This is a genomic window from Sphingobacterium sp. SGR-19 (assembly GCF_011043555.1).
GTDB lineage: Bacteria > Bacteroidota > Bacteroidia > Sphingobacteriales > Sphingobacteriaceae > Sphingobacterium.
Genome location: NZ_JAAKGS010000004.1, coordinates 61217 through 83866 on the forward strand (window position 1 = coordinate 61217; position 22650 = coordinate 83866).

Consider the following 22650-nt stretch of genomic DNA (forward strand, 5'->3'; position numbering starts at 1 on the left):
GCGTACTGATCTTTGCCGCTATGTACATGTACATGTGAATGCCTGCACGGGACATTTTTGTTTTGTGCAGGAACATAGTGAACATGTCACGTGCATGAATGATTCTGTTACGTGACTTTACGATCAACTACAAGGACATCGTCGTTCACGCACGTGACATCTTTGACAAGTACCGTGCGGTCATCGACCATCCAAAGGACATTGTCGTGATGTCAGGCAACAAGTACGTTTTGACACGGTACAAAACCGACAACTACAGTGACATAATGATTATGTCACTGTACATTGTCGTTAATTACATTGCGGTTGGCGTTATGTACATGTACAAAATGGGGACTTTGCCTTTTTTAGAGACTTTCACTGTTTTGTTTCTGTGTAATTACTCTTTCACTAAACTGTTCAGGTACACTTCCAAGTTGGTATAACCCGCTTTGTTCAATGTTACGGTATTGCCGTCGGAAGCATCATTTGGATTCAACTCGTTTGAATTTTCCCACCAGTCGGGTATACCATCGTCGTCAGAATCTCTCAGCAATTCGGGGTTAACACCACTGTCGCTCAAATCGGGCCACGCACTTTCTGCGTTCGAAGACTTTACATCATGAGGAACGTCTATGAGTCCGGGATAATTCTTAGCGTCAGAAGAAATACTGCCAAAGTAAGTCGCTATTCCTTTTTTCGTTTCTTCAACGATGCGTGCATCAATGATGTCGCGCTGTTTTGAACACCCTGCATGTTGCAAAACTAAATGATACGCTTCCTGAGCCGTGTGGGTGGTAATAACGTCGGTTTCCAACGGGGAGGAAAGGCGCATCTCTTTTTTCACTTGTTCCGTAAACGTGTTATCATTGTTATCCGCAATTTGCGCGTAGATTCCTTTTGGCCAGTTATTTTTTGTTGTTTCTTTATCTCCTTCTACCACGTTTCCGTCTACATAAAAACGCCCCCAAACATGTTCCATGGGTTTCCATGCGTTGGGTTGACCGTTCTTTCCGGTTACATATTCGGAAGTACGGACGCCGATCGCAGCAATACGGTAGCGGACGCGACTGTTCTTCGGTGTTGCCGGACCGGGCTTGTAATAATTGTTGACAATGTTCACGTGCATTCCTTCCCCACCGTAACATCCGGCTCCCGCCCAGTTATAAAACACATTGTTGCGCATATCCACATATTCCCGTTCCTGCGTCGAAACATGAGGACCCAAACGCGGCATACGGCTTTCGTGATGCGCCATCAGATTATGATGAAAGGAAGACCGGTGTCCGCCTACAATGGCTCCATAACCGTGTTTTCCCTTCGCATGTCCGGCTGTACGAAGGCTTTCCGAAATCAGGCACCATTGTACCGTTACGTTTTCGCCGCCATAGAATGTACAGGTTTCATCAACCGACCAGCTGATGGAACAATGGTCGATGATGACATTCCGGTTTTTTGAACCTCCTAATCCGTCCGGCTCTCCATCTCCCTCATTACCCACGCGAAAACGCACGTAACGAATAATCACGTTATCTGCGTTAACGGATACCGGATGGCGTGCTATACAAATCCCCTGTCCGGGTGCTGTTTGTCCGGCAATGGTCAGATTGCCGTTGACGATATTAAGGCGGCTGTTGAGGAAAATAGTTCCCGCTACATCAAATACCACCGTGCGTACGTCCTGCTGAGAGACAGCATGGCGGAATGTACCCGGTTCGTTACTGTCTTCCAACGTGGTTACATGATATACCGTTCCTCCACGTCCACCGGTAGCATAGCGTCCAAAACCTTCGGCTCCCGGAAAAGCGGGAATGTGATGCTGTGCAAATCCTGATACAACGGAAAAAACAGACAGTAACAAAATAAGAATACTTTTCATGTTGTTATGATTTTTATTTATTCCTATCATCGAAGCCAATCCCAGCGTTTAGCCCAATCTCTCATGACATTAGTACGCCATTTAGATACCGTTTTGAAGCCGTGCAAGTTTTTATCGAATAACGATGCATCGCTTTTATCTGTAAACCAGTTGTCCCCCAACTTGTAATCTGTTTCACGGGTTTTGCCTGGCCACACATTCTCAATGGTGATCTCACCGTTCTGCTCCGGGAAACCCGGAATGTCCGAAACGATGGTATACGGCATTGTTCCAAGCGCATAGGTCGCATGTCTTATTGCATAAATTCCGTCTCCTAAATAAAATCCACCCCAGGTTTGCTTATTAATCGTCATGTGCATGCAAATCGAATCGGATGGAATGTCTATTTTGGGACCTTTCACACGAAATTCCATGATGGAGTAAATCTGAACAGTATCCTGCGCTGTTGTTGGTCGGTCGAATATAATCTGTGGGCTGTGCGTGAATTTTACAAAGCTACCACCCCATGATTCTTTTGTCGGATCATTCGGATCGCCGTCCATCGTATAAAGCAAAGATGGCGTATCTCCCAGTTTCATATTCCCGCCCAGGTAACTTTTAAAGTCTTCGCCCAGATTGCCAGCACCACCGATAAATGCATCGTAGTATTTCCCGTTAAATTCATCCATTTGCTTGTAGTTGGCAATGAATCCACGGTAGGAAGCATTATTCTCAATGAACCAAAGGCTTGGAAAATTCTCCACAATGTAAGCATAACTGTTAGTGCTCCACTTTTTATTCGGACCACCAATCCAGTATATTTTTATTTTGTCCTGGATATCGGGTGCATCGTGCAATGCTTGGGCCACATCATCTAAGCCGCCCCACACAAGGATCCATAGCGGTTGCTCACTTGCTTTCCGGGCACATTTGATGATCCAGTCCGATCCCTCGGTAGCCGTCATATATCCACGATAAGGAGCAGCTCCGAGCCTTCCCTGTTTGCTGATCGAGCGCAGATATTCCGGAGACGGAAAGCTATCGGAATGCTGTTTCAATTTTGGTAAGTCCTTTTCGTAAAGGTCGATCATCCGCAATATCTCTGACACATTCCCGCTGCCATAAGATGGCGAAGAAACGAGGCCTTCGGTTTCAAAAAGATCGCTGTACATTAAAAAGTGAGCCATCGATTGGTTATCATCTGGATCTGTCCCTCCAATATCCGTACTGATAAGTATACGAGGTTTTACAGGAACCGGCTTCTGCGCCATCAGCACAATAGGACTACAAAAAGAAAGCAAAAGATAGTAGATTACTTTAATCATAATTATATCGTTTATATTAAAAATTTGGATATCTATATTGCACTAAATATCTTTATCATAAATGGATTACATAACAAAGATAGGATTGGAAAGAAAAGTAAAGCCCTAAAAATTGATAAAAGAACACCAAAAATTGATAAAAGAATGGTGTAATTTCTCAACATCATTTTGTTAACACTAGAAAACGCTTTAATTCATAATACGCTAAGATCTGTTAAAGATCCACTAATTAACTTATTTTTTCTATTTTAACAAAAAATTCAACATTTACTTAGATTGCACCGATATGAAGCACCTGATAATCGACTCCTGCAAATTTGCATTGTTCTTACTGTGTTTTTTCGCTTCCCCACTATCAAGAGCACAAGAAACCATTGTGTCCTACGTCACTAAAAACGGAGGTCGTACCGCGCATAAGGATTCGGCGGAATATATCAGCATACTGCGTATAAAGCCAAATGAGAAAGGACTTTATGAGCTAAACGATTATTATCAAAACGGAAACTTAAAGCGCCATGGATGGGTGAAAGCTCCCGATCCGATGCGACTGCGTTTGGAAGGCTTGGTAGAAACCTATTATGATAGCGGATCTCTGGAGGCTACCACCTATTACACCGATAACAAACGGATTGATACGGCACACCGCTATTATGAAAACGGCGTCTTGAAGGAAGTAAAGGTTTATTTGAAACCAAAAAACGGACAAGAGCGGCCAGCATGGGATGGCACGAATAAGCGCTTGCTCTACTATGCGGATTCCACGGGGAAAATACAGGTGCAGCAAGGCAATGGCCAGATAACGCTCCCCCATGACAACGGCGTCGATTTCGAACGAGGGTTGTACAGGGAAGGCTTGCGGGATGGCCGCTGGGAGGGGTCTTTTCGGAAAGGGAAGTATCGCTTTGAGGAATGGTACGAGGATGGATTCGTTACTCGAGGCGTTAGCACCGATAGTGTTGGAACAACGCTTCCATACGAGGAAAGAGATGTTCATCCGGAGTACCCAGGCGGTGTGCAAAACCTTAGGCGGTTTGTGGCACAGCATTATCGCTACCCCAAAGAAGCAGTTCGGGCTCGTGTAAAAGGGCAAGTCATCCTCCGTTTTGTGGTTGATACAGCCGGTAACCCAACCGACTTTGAAATCGTAAACGATCTGGGATATGGCACCGCTGCCGCTGGCATTGAAATGCTCAAAAAGTCAGCAAAATGGGCGCCAGGCTATCAACGGGGTGTTCCAGTTCGTGTGGCCTACACACTTCCGATTTCGTTAAATATAGCTGATCCTCGTCAAAAGCGGCAATAATTAGCTCCCGTTCCAAGAGCGGTCCTGCATCTGCTTCAGCACTTCTTGCATTCGCTTGTAGTAATGCTTCTGCGGTTTATACAGCTCAACCGCACGCTGTTGCGCAGCTTCAGCCTCAGCATAAAAACCGATTTGATATAGCAGTTTCGCGAGGATATGGTGAGATTGCCCGCGATCAGGGAGTAGCGCAATAGATTTATGCATCCAGCGGATGCCATCGAACAACACCTCCGGATCCTCTTTTCCAAAGGCCAGCAGTTGGTTCGCTCCGTAATTTAAATTGTCCACCCGCGTTTTTACGTACCGTGGACGATGCTTTTCCAACCAGTTCTGAAAGCGTAGATTTTCGACACTGTCCAACACGAATCCTCTTCTCGAGATATTCATATTTTGATTATTGGCGTAATCCACCTTGGCTAAGGAATCCTGGTCTAGACGATAGAAATAATTGTTATAATGATTTCTTGCGTAGGAGCGATACGGTATCGTATCCCTGCAAAGCTGCAAATACTTCATCGGATAGTAACTTCGAGCCATATTGCCTCGCAGATGATGTGATTGCCAAGTATTCGCGACACGATTCCCCAAGTTCTGGGCCAAAGCAAAGCTCTTTTTATCCAGTGCCTCCCGAAAGGTTTGACGCTGTATACGCCCGTTTATTTCTTTTCGAGTAGGCAAGGGCAGGGTTGCATAGAGGCTATCCACCATTTTGCGGTTGGTGTAAGCTAATTGGTAGGTTTGGCTATCATAAGCCGGGCCGCTGCGCAACAAAAACGCCACCGTTTCAAAATTATTCAGTTCCTGTACCGTTAGCCTAGAAACGTAATCATTTAATACCTGCTGGTCTGTATACTGATCGAATATCTGATATAGCTCCAGCAACTTTCGTAACAAAGACTGGCTACGGAAACCTTTTTTATATTGCTTTATTAGCTTTCCCATAGTCTCGCCTGCAGCGATGGTCTTAGCGGAGTCGATCAATTTCAGCAAGGTATCTTCCTGTTTGATTTGTTTGTTATAACGTAGTATCGGATAGCCATCTTTGTCGGTAAAGAGATATATAGGAGTACGAAGGTGGTAGGTCTTCGATACGGCATGGTTAACGTCTTCCGGAGCAACCCGTACCACGCCCGAAACGAAGGCTTCTGTGAGGAGGCCTTTCGTTTTTTTTGATATTGTTAAGCCGTCATAGGGAGAAAACTGCTCGCTACGCTGATGCGCCACAAAGAACATGGGTTTATCCAGTTGTTTGGCTTTCGCTATTAAACTGTCGTAGGCGATCGGGAGTGAAAAGTCCGATTGGGCCACCGACGGGAAGACAGCGAACCGAATAAAGAAAAGTACGATAAAGGTTCTACAATCAATCATATGTTAGTCTAGTATATAGTATAACTATAAAGATAATTAATCTTAAATCATGCATACAACCCTTATTCAAAAATCCCATCCAAAAAAGCGATCGTATAATCCATCATCGGTTGAAACCAAGGGTTGAAGAACCAAAATGGATGAGGCGTATCGGGGAATTCCCGAATTTCCCAATAAATACCATAACGATCGAGCTTTTTGATCATATCGTCTCGTCCAGCATGGAATCGCGGAATAGAACTGTTCAGGAATATAATCGGCACCGAATGTCGTGAAACATGATTTAGCGGAGCCGCGGATTCCCAGTTTCTTGAATTCTGTTCATAGGATCCATCCAACCAATTAGATGCGGCAGTGCCCTCCGAAGACTCTGGGTGCCGGAACGCAAGCGTTCCATCTATATTGACAACAGCTTGGACATTGGATAGCTGCTCGGCATTTCCTCGACCTTGTCCCTCAAAATCAAGGTTTCCATTCGTGACACCCAGTAGACTAGCCAATTGCCCACCGGCCGAGGTTCCCAAGCTGGCTATGTACTTTGTATCCAACTGGATTTTATCGGCATTTGCACGCATCCATCTTACGGCCGATTTCAAATCATAGACGGCTTCCGGATATTTGGCCTCTAAAGATAAGCGATATTCTACCGCAACGGCGACATAACCTTTAGCAGCTAATGTCTTGCCAATAGTATGCATCTGAGATTTATCACCCGACTGCCATCCTCCTCCATGAATCAATAGCACACCCGGATAACGCTTCGAGGCGCTTCCATCAGGGCGGAATACATCTAAAAGCAAAGGCCTATCTCCGACCCTATCGTATTCTTGATCTAAATACGATATCACCGGAGTTTTTGATTCCGCAATGCGGATATACGGACGGTATTTCCGCTCTTTCAGGTAGGTACCGTGTAAGGTGAAAGATGTGTCCCTCGGGATCGAGGGTTGAGCATGAACAAGCAATACAAGACTTGACAAAAACAACGCTATCAATACTTTCATCTTATAGCGGTTATTTGTAGTCCGACCTGCTGTAAATCCTGTTGTTGCGAACTTCCCCAACCATAATTTCATAATTACCGGGTACAGTGTCCACCATCTGTTTATCTTCATCCCACCATTCCAATTGTTTATCCGAAAGCTCAAATACTACATCCACGGTCTCGCCCACCGACTCATTTATTCGTTTAAATTCTCTTAGCGTCTTTTGGGGACCGAATTTGTCGTCCGGCTTATGAAGGTATACCTGTACTACTTCCTGTCCGCTCATTTTTCCGGTATTGGAAATCGGTACAACCAGCTGAACCGTTTCGCTTGGATTGATTTGTTTTTTGTTAAGTCGTGGTTGACCATATTGAAACGTTGTATAGCTAAGTCCATGTCCGAAGACAAATAAAGGGGGTTCTTCTATATATCTGTAAGTGCGCCCCGCCATATCATAATTTTCAAAATCCGGCAATTGTTCCACGTTCCGATAGAAGGTTACCGGCAACCGTCCGGCAGGATTATAATCGCCAAAGATTACTTCGGCAACGGCTTTTCCACCCGATTGGCCGGGATACCACGCTTGCAAAATAGCTTCACAGTTGTCCGCCTCGGGCTCGAATCCAATTGGCGAGCCGGAACAGTTCACTAATATGACTTTTTTTCCGGCATCTTTCAACGCTTTTATAAATCGGCGCTGTACATCCGGCAATTCGATATCCGTTCGGTCGCCTCGTTTGAAACCCGGTAAGTCTACCCCCATCTCCTCGCCTTCCAAAGATGGAGATATTCCCCCCACAAAAATCACCACATCGGCATGCTTTACACGTTCCACAGATTTCGCGATGTCGATTTCCTCTTTATAGCCGAAGTCGAACACGAGCTGGGCATCGCCTCTATTGTAATCAAAATCGATTTGAATAGCATGCGGTTTGCCGGCTTCTACGGTCATACTGTGCGACATCTTCCTGCTTCCGTGGTTCGCCCGCGTACCCTTCACTTCTATTCCGTCCACCGACAGGTTCACCGTCCCGTTCACATAGAAATCAAAAAATACCTCGCCCGATTTCTGCGGTGTAAAGGTCGTATTATAGGTAGCCGTAAAGTCCGTTAAATCCACTCCCGGCGCAAATACCGTAGCCCCCATCGTGCAAAAGCTGAACGGGGTGTTCACCTGCGTGCGCACATCCGGAAGGCCACTTCTCGACTTACTGTTCCAATATTTCGCACTAAAGCCCTGTCCTTCCTCCGAGCGGCAGAGATGAAAAACACTTTCCATCAAGGTATTCTCGACCAGGCCACTGCCCTGTTCATATATCAGTTTATCGTCCTTACCCAAAGCCGCCCGTATACCTTCCAAAATGGTAATCGTTCGCCCTGGCGTCCCATTATAATTTCCCCACTGCATTATAGAGTCGTTTGCATTGGGTCCTACCACCGCCAATGTAAGATCTCCTCGTTTCAACGGAAGTATATCGTCCTTATTAAGCAATAGCGTCATGGATTTACGAGCCATGTCCAACGCCAAGCTATCATGTGCCGCTGAAGCCACGACGTCGTAAGGTATGTTAGACCAAGGAACCTGAGCCGGATCGTCCATCTCGCCCAGCCGAAAGCGTGCCAAAAGCAATCGCCTCACAGAGACATCTATATCTTCTTCCTTGATATGTCCATTGCGTACAGCCTCGACTAAGGCATTATAACTAGCGCCGCAATCCAAGTCCGTTCCGCTCAAAACCGCGTCAGCAGAAGCCGCCGCTGCGTCGGGATGCGTTTCGTGCGCATTTTCGCCATAGAAGTCCCGAATTGCTCCACAATCGGCCACCACAATTCCCTCGAAGCCCCATCTTTGGCGTAAAATCTGCGTCAGCAACTGATTGCTTCCGCAGCATGGCTCCCCTTCGAAGCGGTTATAGGCACACATAACCTCCTTTACATCCCCTTCTTTAACGAGAGCTTCAAAAGCCGGGAGATACGTCTCCCACAAGTCACGTGGCTTAATGTTGTTTGCATTGAACGAATGCCTATTCCATTCCGGGCCTGAATGCACCGCAAAATGTTTGGCACAAGCGTGTAATTTATCATACTTTTTACCGGCTGGTCCTTGTAATCCCTTAACAGCCGCTACTCCCATCCGGCTCGTCAGATATGGGTCTTCACCATAAGTCTCTATTCCTCTGCCCCAACGCGGATCACGATAAATATTAATCGTTGGCGTCCACATCGTGAGGCCTTGATAGCGGCCATATTCCTCTTGGGTTGAGTAATAACGATGCTTTGCCCGCGCTTCGTCTGACACGGCGTCGAAAACCTTCAAAACAGCTTCGTCATCAAAGGAGGCAGCCATACCGATGGGCTGAGGAAATACTGTAGCGATACCCGAACGGGCGACCCCGTGCAATGCTTCATTCCACCAATTGTATGTTTTGATTCCCCATCGTTCGATCGGAACAGACACATCCTTCATCAATGCCACCTTTTCTTCCAATGTGAGCCGACCCAGTAAATCCGCTACGCGCTTCTCAAACGGCAGATTCGCATCTTGAAAAGGATATTGCTGCGCGCTGCTGACAAAGGGAAAAGTGAACCACAAACAGAAAAACAGCAGAGAAAAATTAAATCGTTTCATTTTCGTGTTACCTTTAAATACTTTCATTGTTGACCGACAAGAGGTTGCTCCTTGCAACCGATTGCATTCGCGTCCCCAAAAAAGCATCTTACGTTTACATTTTACTCGCCTACCTATCTAAGAGTACGCTAGTCATAATAAAAGGTCCTATCGCTTTAGGATCGTTATCCCGAATAGGTTCAGAAATATAGTATTCGAAACTTCCGTCACGATAGTTCTTTTCGCCTCCCAATCCGGCGACGGAACAGCAGTCCATGATGGATAAGGAGCCGTCCGCCTCTGTCTTGACGAACCGTTGTAGATACTGATCATAAGCTTGTTCCCCTTTCTTCAAATAACGCTTGTCCAAATAGCCTTTTTGAGCACCTTTAATCCACGTATAAATAAACATAATGGAGCCGGTTGATTCTAGATAATTTCCTTCTCTATCTCCTAAATCGGTAACTTGGTACCACATACCTGTTTCCGTGTCTCTAAATTTTTCAATCGAGGCGGATAGTTCTTGTAGAATCTTGATAATTTCAGGTCGATCCTTATGATCTTCCGGTAAAAAATCTAAAACATCTACGATGGCCATCATATACCAACCTATGCTACGTGACCAAAAGTGTGGGGAGAGCCCGGTTTTGGGGTCTGCCCAACGTTGCTGTTTGCTTTCATCCCATCCATGGAAGTAAAGCCCCGTTTCGGAGTCGTACAAATATTTCCGGACGTCCACAATCTGCAAAGCGACATCATCAAATAGCGCTGCTTCGTTATTTTCTTTTGCATATTGTGCTAAAAAAGGTCCTGCCATGTATAAGCCATCCAGCCATACTTGATGCGGATAGACTTTTTTATGCCAGAAGCTCCCATCTTTTGTGCGTGGATGTGTGCGCATCTGTTCCCGTTGATGATCCAGTGCTATCTTGAACCGCTCCTCTTTCGTTTTTGCCAAAATAGGGAAAAGAATTTTGCCGGTATTGACGCGGTCTATGTTATACTCCAGCGGCTTATAGGTCTTGATTGTTCCATCAGCATTCACCATCGTATCTGCGTAATCATACACATAATCATAATATTTTGTGTTGTCCGTCTTATCATAAACTTGTAATATAGACTGCATCACCAGGCCGTGGCAATAGTTCCATTTCAACGTTTTTGAAAAATCAAGCATCCACGCCTCTGGATTACGTTTCATGTCAGAATCTGCCATCTGAACATAGTTTTTTTGCCCAAAAGTTTGTATTATCATAAAAATGGAGAACATCGATAGGATTAACTTCTTCATCTGAACGAGGTTTATATTTATATTCGGTTTATTAACGCTTTTACAACAATAAGTATTTGATAAGTAAATACATAGTAAATAGCATAAAAAAACAGTGCAAACGTTGCCGGCAACGTTTGCACTGTTCAATGCGTCATTTGAGCATTATCCTTGTTTGATCGCTAACTAGCGCTATCGCGTAGCGCTTTAATTCTATCGTGAGAGGCTCTGATTTGTCCTGCCTGATCAAGTACCGTTTCCAATGCCTGCCCCGTCAAATCACCGCTATCCATCACCTTTTTATAAGCAGCCTTGATGGCGTCTTCACCCCGTTCAGCTTCTTCTAAGATGCTTTTTCGATCTTTACCCCCGAACAGTGCTTTCACATCGATCCAAGCGCGATGAATAGCTCCGGCCACGCTTTCGTCAGCTTCATCCACTTCTGTGCCATGTTGTTCTGCTAAAATAGTAAGTTGTTGAGCAAAATGTTCACTTTGCGCGGCCGATTCTGTAAAGATGAGGTTAAGGTCGGCATTTACGGGTTCCAGATCTTCCAGTGCTTTTCTAAATCCTAGTGTGCGATCGTTATTGATCTCTATTAAGTTCTTTAAATGTGTTATCCCTTTCATAACATTCTTGTTTGTTGTTTTATATGATAGGAACGGTTTCAAGGAATAAAAGTTTCGGAATCGGGTTTTAATATAACCCGTTTACCAAACCGTTGAAATATACCTCGATGTTATCATACACCTTGCTTAAATCATTTCCGTTAGCGTTCGGTAGATTGGGATCGAGTTTATTCGTAATCTCCCACGCATCAGGCATGCCGTCTCCATCGGTATCGGTCGGTGGCGTAGTTTGTGCCAACGTGGGCCAACCACCCACATCCGTTTGGGAGTCGATAATTCCCGAATAGCCCGTTTTCGAACCGCTATAGGTTGCTGTGCCATCGCGCACCTCTTGTACCACCCGCGCGTCTACAGCATCGCGTTTATAGGAAGCTCCTGCCTTTTCCAAGACCTGCTCGTATGCTTGTTCGGCTGTGTGTGCTACCGATAAGGCTACGTATGGAAAGGGCTGATCGACCCGTGCAGCTGCCTGCGCAACACCTCCGCTGAGGTCTACCCCGGCCCAATTGTTTTGGGTGACACCGTCATGATTCCACATATAATTTCCCTCCACGAAAAACACACCATGTCCGGGCGCATATTCCGCGGCGTTTTCTTTGGACACTTGCATGATCCGACGTGGGTTACTACGTGTGCCCGGCCCTGGTTTGTAATAATTGTTCACCATGTTGTAACTACCGTTTTCTCCTCCGTAAGCTGAGTTGGCTCCCCAGTTATAAATTACGTTGTTGCGGTAATCTACCTGATCCTTGCCTACCGGACTCATGCCGCCTGTACCCGGCCGGTTCCCACCATCAAAGCGGGGATTCCGACTGTTGTGATGTGCAATTAAATTATGGTGGAACGTGGCTCTGTTGCCTCCCCAGATGGCCCCGTAGCCGTGATCGTTTTTTCCGTGGAAGGATTGATTTAGGCTTTCCGAAAGAATGCACCATTGCATCGTAAAATCTTGGTTTGCGTAGAAGGACGAACACTCATCGATAGACCAGCTCATGGAGCAGTGATCAATAATCACGTTCTTTTGATAGCGTCCCCAAAGCGCGTCCTGTTCATTTTGTGTCAAATCACCCATTCGAAAACGCAGAAAACGGATAATCACGTTGTCCGCTCCGACAACCATTTCATAATCCTGAATACAGATACCGTCGCCCGGCGCTGTCTGACCGGCAATGGTGAGGTCTCCGTTGTTGATATTGAGCCGGCGTGTCAGCTTGATATTTCCCGAAACTTCAAAAACAATAATCCGGGATCCCGATTGTTCAATAGCTGCGCGCAAGCTCCCTGTTCCCGCATCGTTTAAGTTGGTTACTTTAATGACGCGGCCACCCCGGCCACCGGTGGTTTCTCGTCCATATCCTTCGGCACCCGGAAATGCCACAGCGGGCTCTGTCTGTTCAGGCGGCGGGGTTTCATCCTCTTCTTTTTCTATTACGGGCTCTTCCGTTTTGGATATATCTTTTCCACACGCTATCGTTGTCCACAGTAGACATATTCCGATCCAAGGAAATACGATGCTTTTTATTCGAAAGTATATATTGTTTCTCATTTGTATATCATTATTAGTTCACTCCATCAACTTGCTTTGAACGTGGAGATACGATTAGATTGATATCTGTTAAAAGAGCCGCATCGATCAGTGATGCGGCTCTCTCAGCCTTTTATAGGTTATCGCCATCTCGCAGCGCCGATTCCGTTTAGTTTCAAATCTAGGTTATTGACCGTAAAGTCGCCATTCTCTGGATCTGTAAACTCAGGATTTAGGGACGTATAATTTCCTGTATCATTTTTGGCATTTGATACTGAACTTGCCGTGAAATTTGGTGCGTTATGGTAATTATTGCCCGAAAGCTCTGAAATGGTCGTCGCACCTTGATTTGTATAATACCCTTCACTCGCAACGATTAGATTTTTCGTAAACGATATGCTGTGATTTGCATGGCGGACATATAGGTACCGTTTTGTGTTATTGTTAATGACATTGTAAAACGTATTTTGACTAATGTTAACCTGACTCGCCACCCCTGGGAAATTTGTCGACCCGTCGCTATCCATCCGGAATAGGTCGCGCGCAGCAGCACTATTATACACGGTGTTATCTACAAAATCAAGTTTATCGGCCATACCATGTCTGAAGTCAATAAAATCTCCACCGTCGCACTCAATATTATGGATGATATTATTTCTAAAGGTCACGGATGACACTCTCGCCTTCTTACTCGCATAGAATATCCCTTTTACATAGTTTTTCACTTCACAATCTTGCATTAAGAAATCGCCGTATGGATTCACGAGATCGTCATCATCGTACACAATTGTCTGGTCTGAAGCACCTCCAGTTGCATCCAGGATAAGATCTTTGAGCGTCAGCCCTGCATTCTTAGAAATCCGCACGATAGCTCCTTGGATAACTGGTTTATCATTGGGTCTATATCCCTGCAGGGTGATCGTCTTATCAATTGCAATGTTATCGTTTATGGTATATGTTCCCGGTTCGATCGCCAGTATTGCCCCTTCTTCCGCAGCAGCAATCACAGCCAAAATATCATCTTCCGCAGTAACTTTTATTACACCCTCTCCCAACAAGGTCGTGAAGGAAACGATTCCGCGTGTCTTCTCCCCGTTTTTCAAAGTAGCCGTATACGTGACATCACTCACTAGTCCTGTGATCGTAACGGATCCTGCTGCAATTTCTGCGGAGGTCACCGTGTGACGGATATTTCCCGGCATTAAGATGATCTCGGTAGCGACTTCACCCGCGGGCCACGTTAACGTAGCCGATTCTGCTGTGAGCGTTTCGGTATCGACCTCGTTCAAAATTTGTTCTATGTCCGTCGTAAACGTTGCACTGATCCACTTCGACTCACGGATTTCTTCGCCAATAGCCTGTACACGGACATAATAAATTGTCTCGCCCTCCAGTCCGGTAATCGTATACGGAAGCTGATCCATCGTGACACCGTCAGCCGTGGCTGCTGCCACTCCCGAAAATTCGGCATTATCGAAAATTTCAACGTTATAGGATTGCGCATTGCTTACGCGTCTCCAATTTAACCGAACATTTGTGCGGTCTACTATCTGGGCGGTTAATTCTGTTGGCGACAATGCCCGATCGAGGTTCAATTCTGTAATTTCCTCTAAAAGGTTCTCGCTACAAGATGAGAAACCCAATCCCAAAATCATTGCGGAAAACCATATTATATATTTACATTTCATGATTTCAACATCTTAAGGTTTAATTAAATGGTCGTTATTTAACATGCCGTTGGAGCCTGCTATGAAGTTTTCCCATATTGGCCAATACTGCTGTTTATTCGGATCTTTACCGGGATAAACCAATGCATCCCAGAACTTTGTTTCATTTTCATTTGCAACCATCGTCCACGTTTTACTCGATGTATAGCCCAATGCAGCGCCTGCGGCATCCGTATCTCCAAAATCTAAACCATAAATGGTGATCGTCTCATCATCGTCGTTAGTCTGATAGTAAATCTTTTCTGGAAGATCTGCGTACTTCCCTGTCCGATTCTCTAATTGCTCCAGTTTTTCTTTGGCTTCAGCCAGTTTGGTACCAAGCAAGTTCCAACGGATAAGATCCCCTTTACGCAACATCTCTCCTGTAAACTCTAAGGCTCGTTGATCAACAATGGCATTAAAAAATGCTGTTTTCGACACCGTTGCTTCTGCCAGCAAGCTTTCCGCTTTTGCAGCATTTGTTGGAAAGGCCCGATCCAGTATCATTTTCAAATAAGGTGCTGCAGCCTGTGGACCATCCAGCTCGTTAATCGCCTCTGCCGCCATCAACACCACATCCGCGTAACGCATATACATCCAGTTTAGGCCATCATCATTTGTCGAGGTAACACGCCGCCCCATCCATTCGTAGCGGTACTTGCCGAAATATAAACGCCCTAAGGAAGAAGGCACCTGAAATGCCCCGGCATCAGCCACTTCACCCGCACGATCCCACTCATAAGGAACAACGGATACGAAACGTCGTGCATCGTCTTTATCAAATTCGTACAGCATAATCGGATTTGGGCCCACAGTACCGCCACGGTTTTGTCCTGTATATTGACTTGTCTTTAAATGTCTAACACCTAAATCAAAAATGACACGGCCCCGCCCTTCACTAAAGGGGATCTCCCACATGGATTCTCCACCCGCCGCTAGATTTTCCTGGTTAAAACGACGGAAAACTTCTTCAAAGCCCAATAAGCGTTGTGTATTGCTGTTGATGATATCCAAACATTCTTGTTTAGCTAGTGCATACATCTTCTCCTTTGAAAGATCTGGATCTTGACTCAGTCGTACTGTGCCGTCTAACCGTTGTGCATAGCCTCCTGCTGCTAATGCAAGACGGGCACGTAAACCTTTGGCAAACGCTTTACTTGCATGCTCAACAGAAGAAGTTTTAGAGGATTCATTTGGCCAAGGCAATAAGTTCGCCGCCTCATCTAAGTCTGCCAATAACTGTTTGTAGATTGTATCCCGATCTGCCCGCGGCAAATACGTCGTCGCGGTGTTTATGGGCTCAAAACGTGCTGGTACATCGCCCCAACCTTTGATTAAATCGTTGTACAATACTGCACGAAGAACCAGCACTTCGCCTAGAATTTGAGCCATTTGTGCATTTGTCTCCACCTCGCCATACGTTCGTAAACCCCGTATCGCCATATTCGCCCGTTCAATTCCCTCATAGAATTTCGCATAAGCATTATTGTCCGTATTCATTTGTTGGTTACCAACATTGGTATTGTAATTACCCAATCGCGATTTATCATCGTCTATTGCTTTGAGGGAGTTGTGCACCTCCACATCGGTATTGGTGCCATAATAAACGAGGTACCGCCCCCGATAGGAGTTTGTCTCCCCAAAAGATTGAATAATTCCTGGAATGACCCCTTCCGCCAGAGCCAGTGACGAAAAAACAACCGATTCGTCCAAAGAAGATTTTGTTGGTGCTTCCAATGCATCTTTACAGGCGGTTACCGATAAAACTGTTGCTGCCAGCACGGCTATGTTTATAATTCGCTTCATTGTTTTCAAATTAAAAATTCACATTCAAACCAAATACAAAGGATCTGCTTTTCGGATAGGCCGAATAATCTACTCCCGGTGTTAACTGCGTTTTCCGACGGGTCGAGACCTCCGGGTCAAACCCGCTATAATCGGTAAGCAGAAACAAGTTATAACCTGAAGCATAAATCCGTAAATTTTGCATTTTCAGTTTCGAGGTAATGGATTCCGGAAAAGTATAACCGATCGTCGCAGTAGAAAGCCGTAAGAAAGAGCCATCCTCTACCGCCCAGTCGGTAAATGTAAACGAGCGAGTATACGGCGACCACATAGTGGTATTCGCATTCATCGCTTCCAGCTCCGCCGGATCGTTACTGATCGTACCATCAGGGCGAAGATTTGTCCAGCGCGAACCGCTTGCTACTTCTCCGATCATGTTGCGGGAATTATACTGACTGGTTGACGTATATTCTATTTTGTTGGCGTTATAAATATCATTGCCATAGCTCCAAGTAAAATAGGCTGCCAGATCAAAATTGTAAATCCGCGAGGTGATCGAAAAACCACCGGTATGTAATGGATTCGCGTTTCCAATAAACTCTCGATCGGCTTCTGTTATTATACCGTCCCCGTCCAAATCTCTCAATTTCATCGATCCGGGACGGATCAAGCCAATCTCATCCTTCGCATTAACTACCCCCTCCTTCAAGATCCATTGATTTGCTTCCGCATCATAGCCTTTAAAATCAGACACTTCATATCGGCCATCACTTTTATAACCATACATCCGTCCGATGGCCTGACCCTCTATCGCTATATAGTCACTATTTATCGCACTTGACGCCCATCCCGAACTTTCTATATAATTTTCTAACGAACCTAGGCTTAACACTTTATTTCGGTTAAAAGCGATATTCGCGTTTAGAGATAGGTCAAAATTTGTTTTACGGACAACGGCACCATTCAAAGAAAGTTCGATACCTCTGTTTTCTGTATCTCCCAAATTACGGAACTGATAGTCATAACCTGTTCCAGATGTGGGGAATTTAATTAGTAAATCTTTCGTCTTATTGAGATAGGCATCAATAGTTCCACTTAAGCGGCCATTCCACAAGGTAAAGTCTAAACCGATATTCCGTGTCACGGTTGTTTCCCATTTTAGATCGGGATTGGCCATAATTTTCGATGCAGCCCAATAGTTACTATAGCCGTTCACCCAATGTGTTGTGCTATTTACAAGCTCTTGCACCAATAAGCCCGAAGGAATACGGTTATTTCCCGCAGATCCGTAGCTCGCCCGAAGCTTCAGATCCGTTAGCCAATTTTTTGCATCCAATAAGAATTCCTCATCGGATAGTCGCCAAGCTCCGGATACGGAAGGAAAATAGCCCCAGCGGTTTTCTGGTGAAAACTTCGAGGATCCGTCGGCACGGAAAGTTGCACTCAACAGATATTTTCCTTTAAAGTCATAATTAGCACGTCCAAAAAAGGATAAAAGTTTATCATCTGGGTCGAAATAGTTGTTTACAGAACTAGGTATCCCCTGTGTTGTCAATTTCCGAGCGTCATCAAACAAAAAGGATTCGGGAAAATTGTGAATGGCATTGGTCAACACTTGATTTTCAGTAAATAAATACTCTTGCCCAACCATTACATTCAACTTATGGTCTTCGCCCATCATACCATCCAAGGTATATGTAGCTGTATTCGTATTCCGCCAACCGTTACGGTTGGTATTGGTCAAGATAAGCCCCGGTTTGCCTTGGTGGTCCCCCGCCGGTACATTTCTTACATAGTAAGTTGTTGCACCATAAAACCGGTCTTGATCGTTCCGGTAGTTATCGTAACCAAACTCGGAGCGTAAACGGAGGTTCGGCAACACCTGATAGGAGAGGGCTGCATTTAAGTTAACCGTTTTCCGTCTGTAATATTGATCGTTATCGGAAATGGCTACAATTGGGCTGTATAGATTAAAGTCGTCATCTGTTTCGGTCGTTGTGGTTAGGCCGGCTACCGGAAATGGTGGATATAACATGGCGTACTTCAACCGGGAATCGGCCGAAGAAACTTCGTTCTGCTCGTTCATCCCGCCACCATTAACCTGTGTATCCGAATAACGTGCGCCAATATCCAATGTTAAGCCATCGTACAACTTATGATTCAGTTTAAAATTCGCATTGTGCCGTTGGAAGTCAGACATCTGCATAATCGCCCGGTCTTTTACAAAGCTATGGCTCACACTAAATCGTGTTTTTTCTCCACCACCGCTGAGGTTTAAGTTTTGGTTGTAGGTGTTGCCTGTTCTTCCGAATATAATCTCCTGCCAATCATTCGGTTCGACATCTGCATAAAGATCGATATCCTGATAATTTCCAAAATATTGGGTGTAGTTTTCAGGCTTGTTGGCCAAAAGCGAATGTTCATATTGCCAGGTAACATAGTCTAGTGGAGACAGTACGTCAAGTTTGTTGGCCAGGTTGCGGGAACCGGTAAACACGTTGAAACTGATAGCGGTCTTCCCGGATTTGCCGCCTTTGGTCGTAACGAGAATAACGCCGTTAGCACCGCGGGCACCATATATCGCTGTGGATGATGCATCCTTTAAGATATCAATAGACTCGATGTCCTGCGGTGCAATGTCCGCGATCGAGCTGACAGGAAAACCATCGACAATGTATAGCGGCGAGTTATCTTGCGTAATCGATCCGCCACCTCGCACCCGAACGGTCAGTTCCGCATCGGGCGACCCTTCCGTTGTATTAATATTCAGACCAGCTACGCGTCCTTGGATCGCCTCTAAAGCCGAAGAGACAGGGGCTGCGGTAATCGTTTTCGCATCTACCGAAGCCACCGCTCCAGTCAGGTCCTTTCGCTTAACGGCACCATAACCGATGACGACGACTTCGTCCAAACCGGCTGCATCGACTTGCATCGTCACCATAACGCTGTTTTTGCCTTGCAAGGCCTGTTCTTGTACTACATACCCAATAGAAGTAAAGACAAGCACATCACTTCCAGTCGAAACAGGGATGGTATAATAGCCATTCTCGTCTGTACTGGTTTGTTGACTCGCGCCTTTCACTTTTACCGTTACTCCGGGCATCGGTTTTCTGTCTTCGTCATACACCGTACCGGTAATACTACGCTCCTGTGCAAAAACCCCATGAACGAAGAAGAGCATCAACATTAAAGCTTTGAATATCCTCATGATAATTTTAATAAATGATTTAAACTGGTTGCATAAATTAATAAGAACGATAATCTATTGTTAGATTATGATACTTTGCTTTTTTCTTTTTGGATTGTTAACGGATTCAATTGGTATTCGCCATCGGGTTCGCTTATCGACAACGTCTGTTTATATCTTGTTAGCGTTAATATCCTATTACAATTATAAGGTAATACAGGTAGTAAAAAGTAATAAATGGAAATAAAAAATCACGCAAACGTTGCCGGCAACGTTTGCAGGACAGTACAGGACAGCTGTTTCGTAACGATTTCGCCCGAACGACAGCATATAAATATCCAATAAGGTTAATTTTAACTGCTTAGATAACTTCTTAAAACGTATTGCAGAATGCCTCCATGCCTAAAGTATTCGACATCAATATCCGAGTCTAGTCGTGCTCTGGCGTCGAATTCAATCGTCTCACCAGAGGCTTTTATCGCTCGTATTTTCACCGTTTTAAAAGGTCTTAGATTTGCGGAGACACCCGTTATACTAATCTCTTCTTCTCCTGTTAGCCCCAGTGATGCTGCACTCTCGCCAGATGGAAATTCTATGGGAAGTATCCCCATTCCTACCAGATTGCTTCTATGGATTCGTTCAAAACTTTCAGCGATTACCGCGCGAATACCCAATAAGCTCGAACCCTTCGCAGCCCAGTCTCTGGAGGAACCGCTTCCGTAGTCTTTGCCCGCTAGAACAACTAGGGGTGTCTCGTCTGCCTGATATTTCATGGCCGTATCGAATACGGTCAGGGTTTCCTTCGTCGGAAAATAGGTCGAATAACCACCTTCTCGATCGGTAATCTTATTTCGGATACGCACATTCGCAAACGTTCCCCGCATCATGACTTCGTGATTCCCCCTTCGTGAACCGTATGAATTAAAGTCTTTCTTTTCGATCCCCTTACTCAAAAGATACTTCCCTGCAGCGCTCTCCTCATTAAAAGAGCCAGCCGGCGAAATGTGATCGGTTGTTACAGAATCGCCTAAATAAAGCAGAACACGCGCATGCTCGATTTCTGTGAGCGGCGATGGCTCGGTAGGCATATCCTTAAAGAATGGAACTTCCCGAATATAGGTAGAATTGTCGTCCCAAATAAATTCACGACCTTCAGGAGCCTCAAGCCTTTTCCAGGTGTCGTCGCCGTCAAAAATCACATCATACACCTCCTTAAAATCTTCCTTTCGCATCGCCTCTTTGATCGTTTGGTTGATCTCCTCTTGCGTCGGCCAGATATCTTTTAAATAAACCGGGTTTCCATTCGGATCATAAGATAAGGGATCTTGCATAAGATTCACATCAACACGGCCAATAAGGGCATAGGCAACAACCAGCATAGGAGACATTAAAAAATTCATTTTCACCTGTGGGTGAACCCGTGCTTCGAAGTTCCTATTTCCGGAAAGGACCGAGGCTACGACCATTTCGCTATTATCGACTGCCTCCGCAATATGCGTTGGTAACGGACCACTATTGCCGATACAGGACGTACATCCATAACCCACAGTATGAAACCGCAACGCTTCCAAATCGGTGGATAAACCCGAGCGTTCTAAATATTTTGTAACAACTTTAGATCCGGGCGCTAAACTTGTTTTCACCCAGGATCTGGTGCGAAGCCCCTTTTCTACGGCTTTTTTGGCCACTAAGCCTGCACCTATCATCACACTGGGATTTGATGTATTTGTACAACTGGTAATTGCTGCAATAACGATACTGCCATCGCTTAGCCGGTATTCGCCATTTTTTAACTTGATTTTCACACTTCGAAGATCGGTGGTTTCTGTTGCCAAAGTTTCTTTATGTTCATCCGTAGCCTCTTGGACGAACTGTGTCCCCGATCCACCTTCATTTAACCAAGCATGCTCGCGACGGTCGTCAAAGGCAACGTAGTTTCGTTGAAAATCTTTATCAAGAATCGTTCTGAAGGAAGAATGAAGGTTTTTGACAAGAATCTTATCTTGTGGACGTTTGGGCCCCGCAACCGTAGGCTCCAACGCGTTTAGGTCTAGTTCTACGACCTTGGAGTATTCGATCTCTTCATCTCCCGTACGCCAGAGCATATTTTCCTGACAGTATTCCCGTACTAAATTAATCTGTTCCGGCGATCGGTTGGTACGCTCCATGTAGTCGAGTGTCTGGTCATCTATCGGAAAATACGTTACGGTACACCCAAATTCCGGTGACATGTTTGAGATCGTTGCTCTATCGGTCACCGTTAATTTGTCTAGGCCATCACCAAATACTTCCACGAATTTACCGACCACGCCGGTATCCCGTAATATCTTGGTTATGGACAATACCATATCCGTAGCGGTACATCCGGCGGGAATTTCGCCGGTGAGCTTAAGTCCAATAACCTGTGGGCAGGTAAAGTATACAGGTTGCCCCAGCATCGCTGCTTCCGCTTCTATACCGCCAACACCCCAACCGAGAACACCGATACCGTTAACCATCGGCGTGTGTGAGTCGGTGCCGACCAAGGTATCGGGAAATGCCCAACCCTCTCGCTCCACAACACCTTTTGCTAAATACTCGAGATTGACCTGGTGACAAATGCCCATTCCTGGCGGAACTACGGTAAGGCTGGCCAATCCCTGTTGCGCCCATTTCAATAATTGGTACCGTTCGGCATTTCGTTCGTATTCTAGTTTCACATTTTCCTGATAGGAATAATCCGTTCCAAAATAATCTACTTGCACAGAATGATCAATGACGAGGTCTACCGGAATAGCCGGATTAATCTTCGCACCATCTCCCCCCCTTCGTACAAATTCCGCCCGGATAGACGTAATGTCAACAACCGCAGGTACACCCGTAAAGTCTTGCATCAACACCCGCGCCGGCTTGAAAGGGATATCTTTATCTGTTCCGGCGGCATCCCAGTTAATAAGCGTATCCAGATGATCATCCGTAATCGCAAAGCCATCGTGATTGCGCAAAACATTTTCCAGCAAAATCCGAATAGAGAATGGAAGTCTATGGATATTCTTACCACTTTCTTGAAGCTTTTTAAGTGAGGCTATTTTCTGTGTCATGATGTATGGGTTATTGCTCTCTTATGGGATAAAACCCAATT

Annotated in this window: 13 protein-coding genes; 1 reads left to right on the top strand and 12 read right to left on the bottom strand. The window is 45.3% G+C overall.

Annotation, left to right across the window (positions count from 1 at the left end):
• Positions 1-379: 379 nt before the first annotated feature.
• Together G5B43_RS09595 and G5B43_RS09600 are read right to left on the bottom strand one after the other, a co-directional pair.
• A complete protein-coding gene (locus G5B43_RS09595) occupies positions 380-1858 on the bottom strand; it encodes a polysaccharide lyase family 1 protein (RefSeq protein ID WP_206367307.1) in 1479 nt (492 codons plus the stop codon).
• Positions 1859-1884: 26 nt separating this feature from the next.
• Positions 1885-3162 carry a nucleoside hydrolase-like domain-containing protein gene (locus tag G5B43_RS09600; protein ID WP_165294530.1) on the bottom strand — a complete coding sequence of 426 codons (1278 nt, stop codon included), beginning with the start codon at positions 3160-3162 and terminating at the stop codon, positions 1885-1887.
• A gap of 286 nt (positions 3163-3448) precedes the next feature.
• Between G5B43_RS09600 and G5B43_RS09605 the strand changes: the two genes are divergently transcribed.
• Positions 3449-4465: an energy transducer TonB gene (locus tag G5B43_RS09605; RefSeq protein ID WP_165294531.1), complete on the top strand. Its 1017-nt coding sequence runs from the start codon at positions 3449-3451 to the stop codon at positions 4463-4465.
• Here the strand turns inward: G5B43_RS09605 and G5B43_RS09610 are convergent, their stop codons facing one another.
• The 10 genes from G5B43_RS09610 to acnA form a co-directional block, all read right to left on the bottom strand.
• Positions 4466-5833, bottom strand: a complete 1368-nt coding sequence (locus tag G5B43_RS09610) for a hypothetical protein (RefSeq protein WP_165294532.1) — start codon at positions 5831-5833, stop codon at positions 4466-4468.
• 62 nt (positions 5834-5895) lie between these two features.
• The gene (locus G5B43_RS09615; protein WP_240904827.1) at positions 5896-6948 is read right to left on the bottom strand and encodes an alpha/beta hydrolase; all 1053 of its coding nucleotides are present in this window, start codon (positions 6946-6948) and stop codon (positions 5896-5898) included.
• Positions 6848-9448, bottom strand: coding sequence for a xylan 1,4-beta-xylosidase (xyl3A, locus tag G5B43_RS09620; protein ID WP_165294534.1), 2601 nt, complete (start codon positions 9446-9448; stop codon positions 6848-6850). The genes G5B43_RS09615 and xyl3A overlap by 101 nt, the downstream gene beginning before the upstream one ends.
• Before the next feature lie 109 nt (positions 9449-9557).
• A complete protein-coding gene (locus tag G5B43_RS09625) occupies positions 9558-10718 on the bottom strand; it encodes a glycoside hydrolase family 105 protein (protein WP_165294535.1) in 1161 nt (386 codons plus the stop codon).
• A gap of 161 nt (positions 10719-10879) precedes the next feature.
• Complete coding sequence (locus G5B43_RS09630; protein WP_165294536.1) at positions 10880-11326, bottom strand: ferritin-like domain-containing protein; 447 nt, start codon at positions 11324-11326, stop codon at positions 10880-10882.
• 67 nt (positions 11327-11393) lie between these two features.
• Positions 11394-12872 carry a pectate lyase gene (locus tag G5B43_RS09635; RefSeq protein WP_206367309.1) on the bottom strand — a complete coding sequence of 493 codons (1479 nt, stop codon included), beginning with the start codon at positions 12870-12872 and terminating at the stop codon, positions 11394-11396.
• A 119-nt stretch (positions 12873-12991) separates the two neighbouring features.
• Positions 12992-14539, bottom strand: a complete 1548-nt coding sequence (locus G5B43_RS09640; RefSeq protein ID WP_165294537.1) for a DUF4957 domain-containing protein — start codon at positions 14537-14539, stop codon at positions 12992-12994.
• Positions 14540-14551: 12 nt separating this feature from the next.
• Positions 14552-16363 carry a RagB/SusD family nutrient uptake outer membrane protein gene (locus G5B43_RS09645; protein ID WP_165294538.1) on the bottom strand — a complete coding sequence of 604 codons (1812 nt, stop codon included), beginning with the start codon at positions 16361-16363 and terminating at the stop codon, positions 14552-14554.
• Positions 16364-16373: 10 nt separating this feature from the next.
• Positions 16374-19550, bottom strand: coding sequence for a SusC/RagA family TonB-linked outer membrane protein (locus G5B43_RS09650; RefSeq protein ID WP_165294539.1), 3177 nt, complete (start codon positions 19548-19550; stop codon positions 16374-16376).
• 332 nt (positions 19551-19882) lie between these two features.
• Positions 19883-22609: an aconitate hydratase AcnA gene (acnA, locus tag G5B43_RS09655; protein WP_165294540.1), complete on the bottom strand. Its 2727-nt coding sequence runs from the start codon at positions 22607-22609 to the stop codon at positions 19883-19885.
• Between the last annotated feature and the right edge of the window lie 41 nt (positions 22610-22650).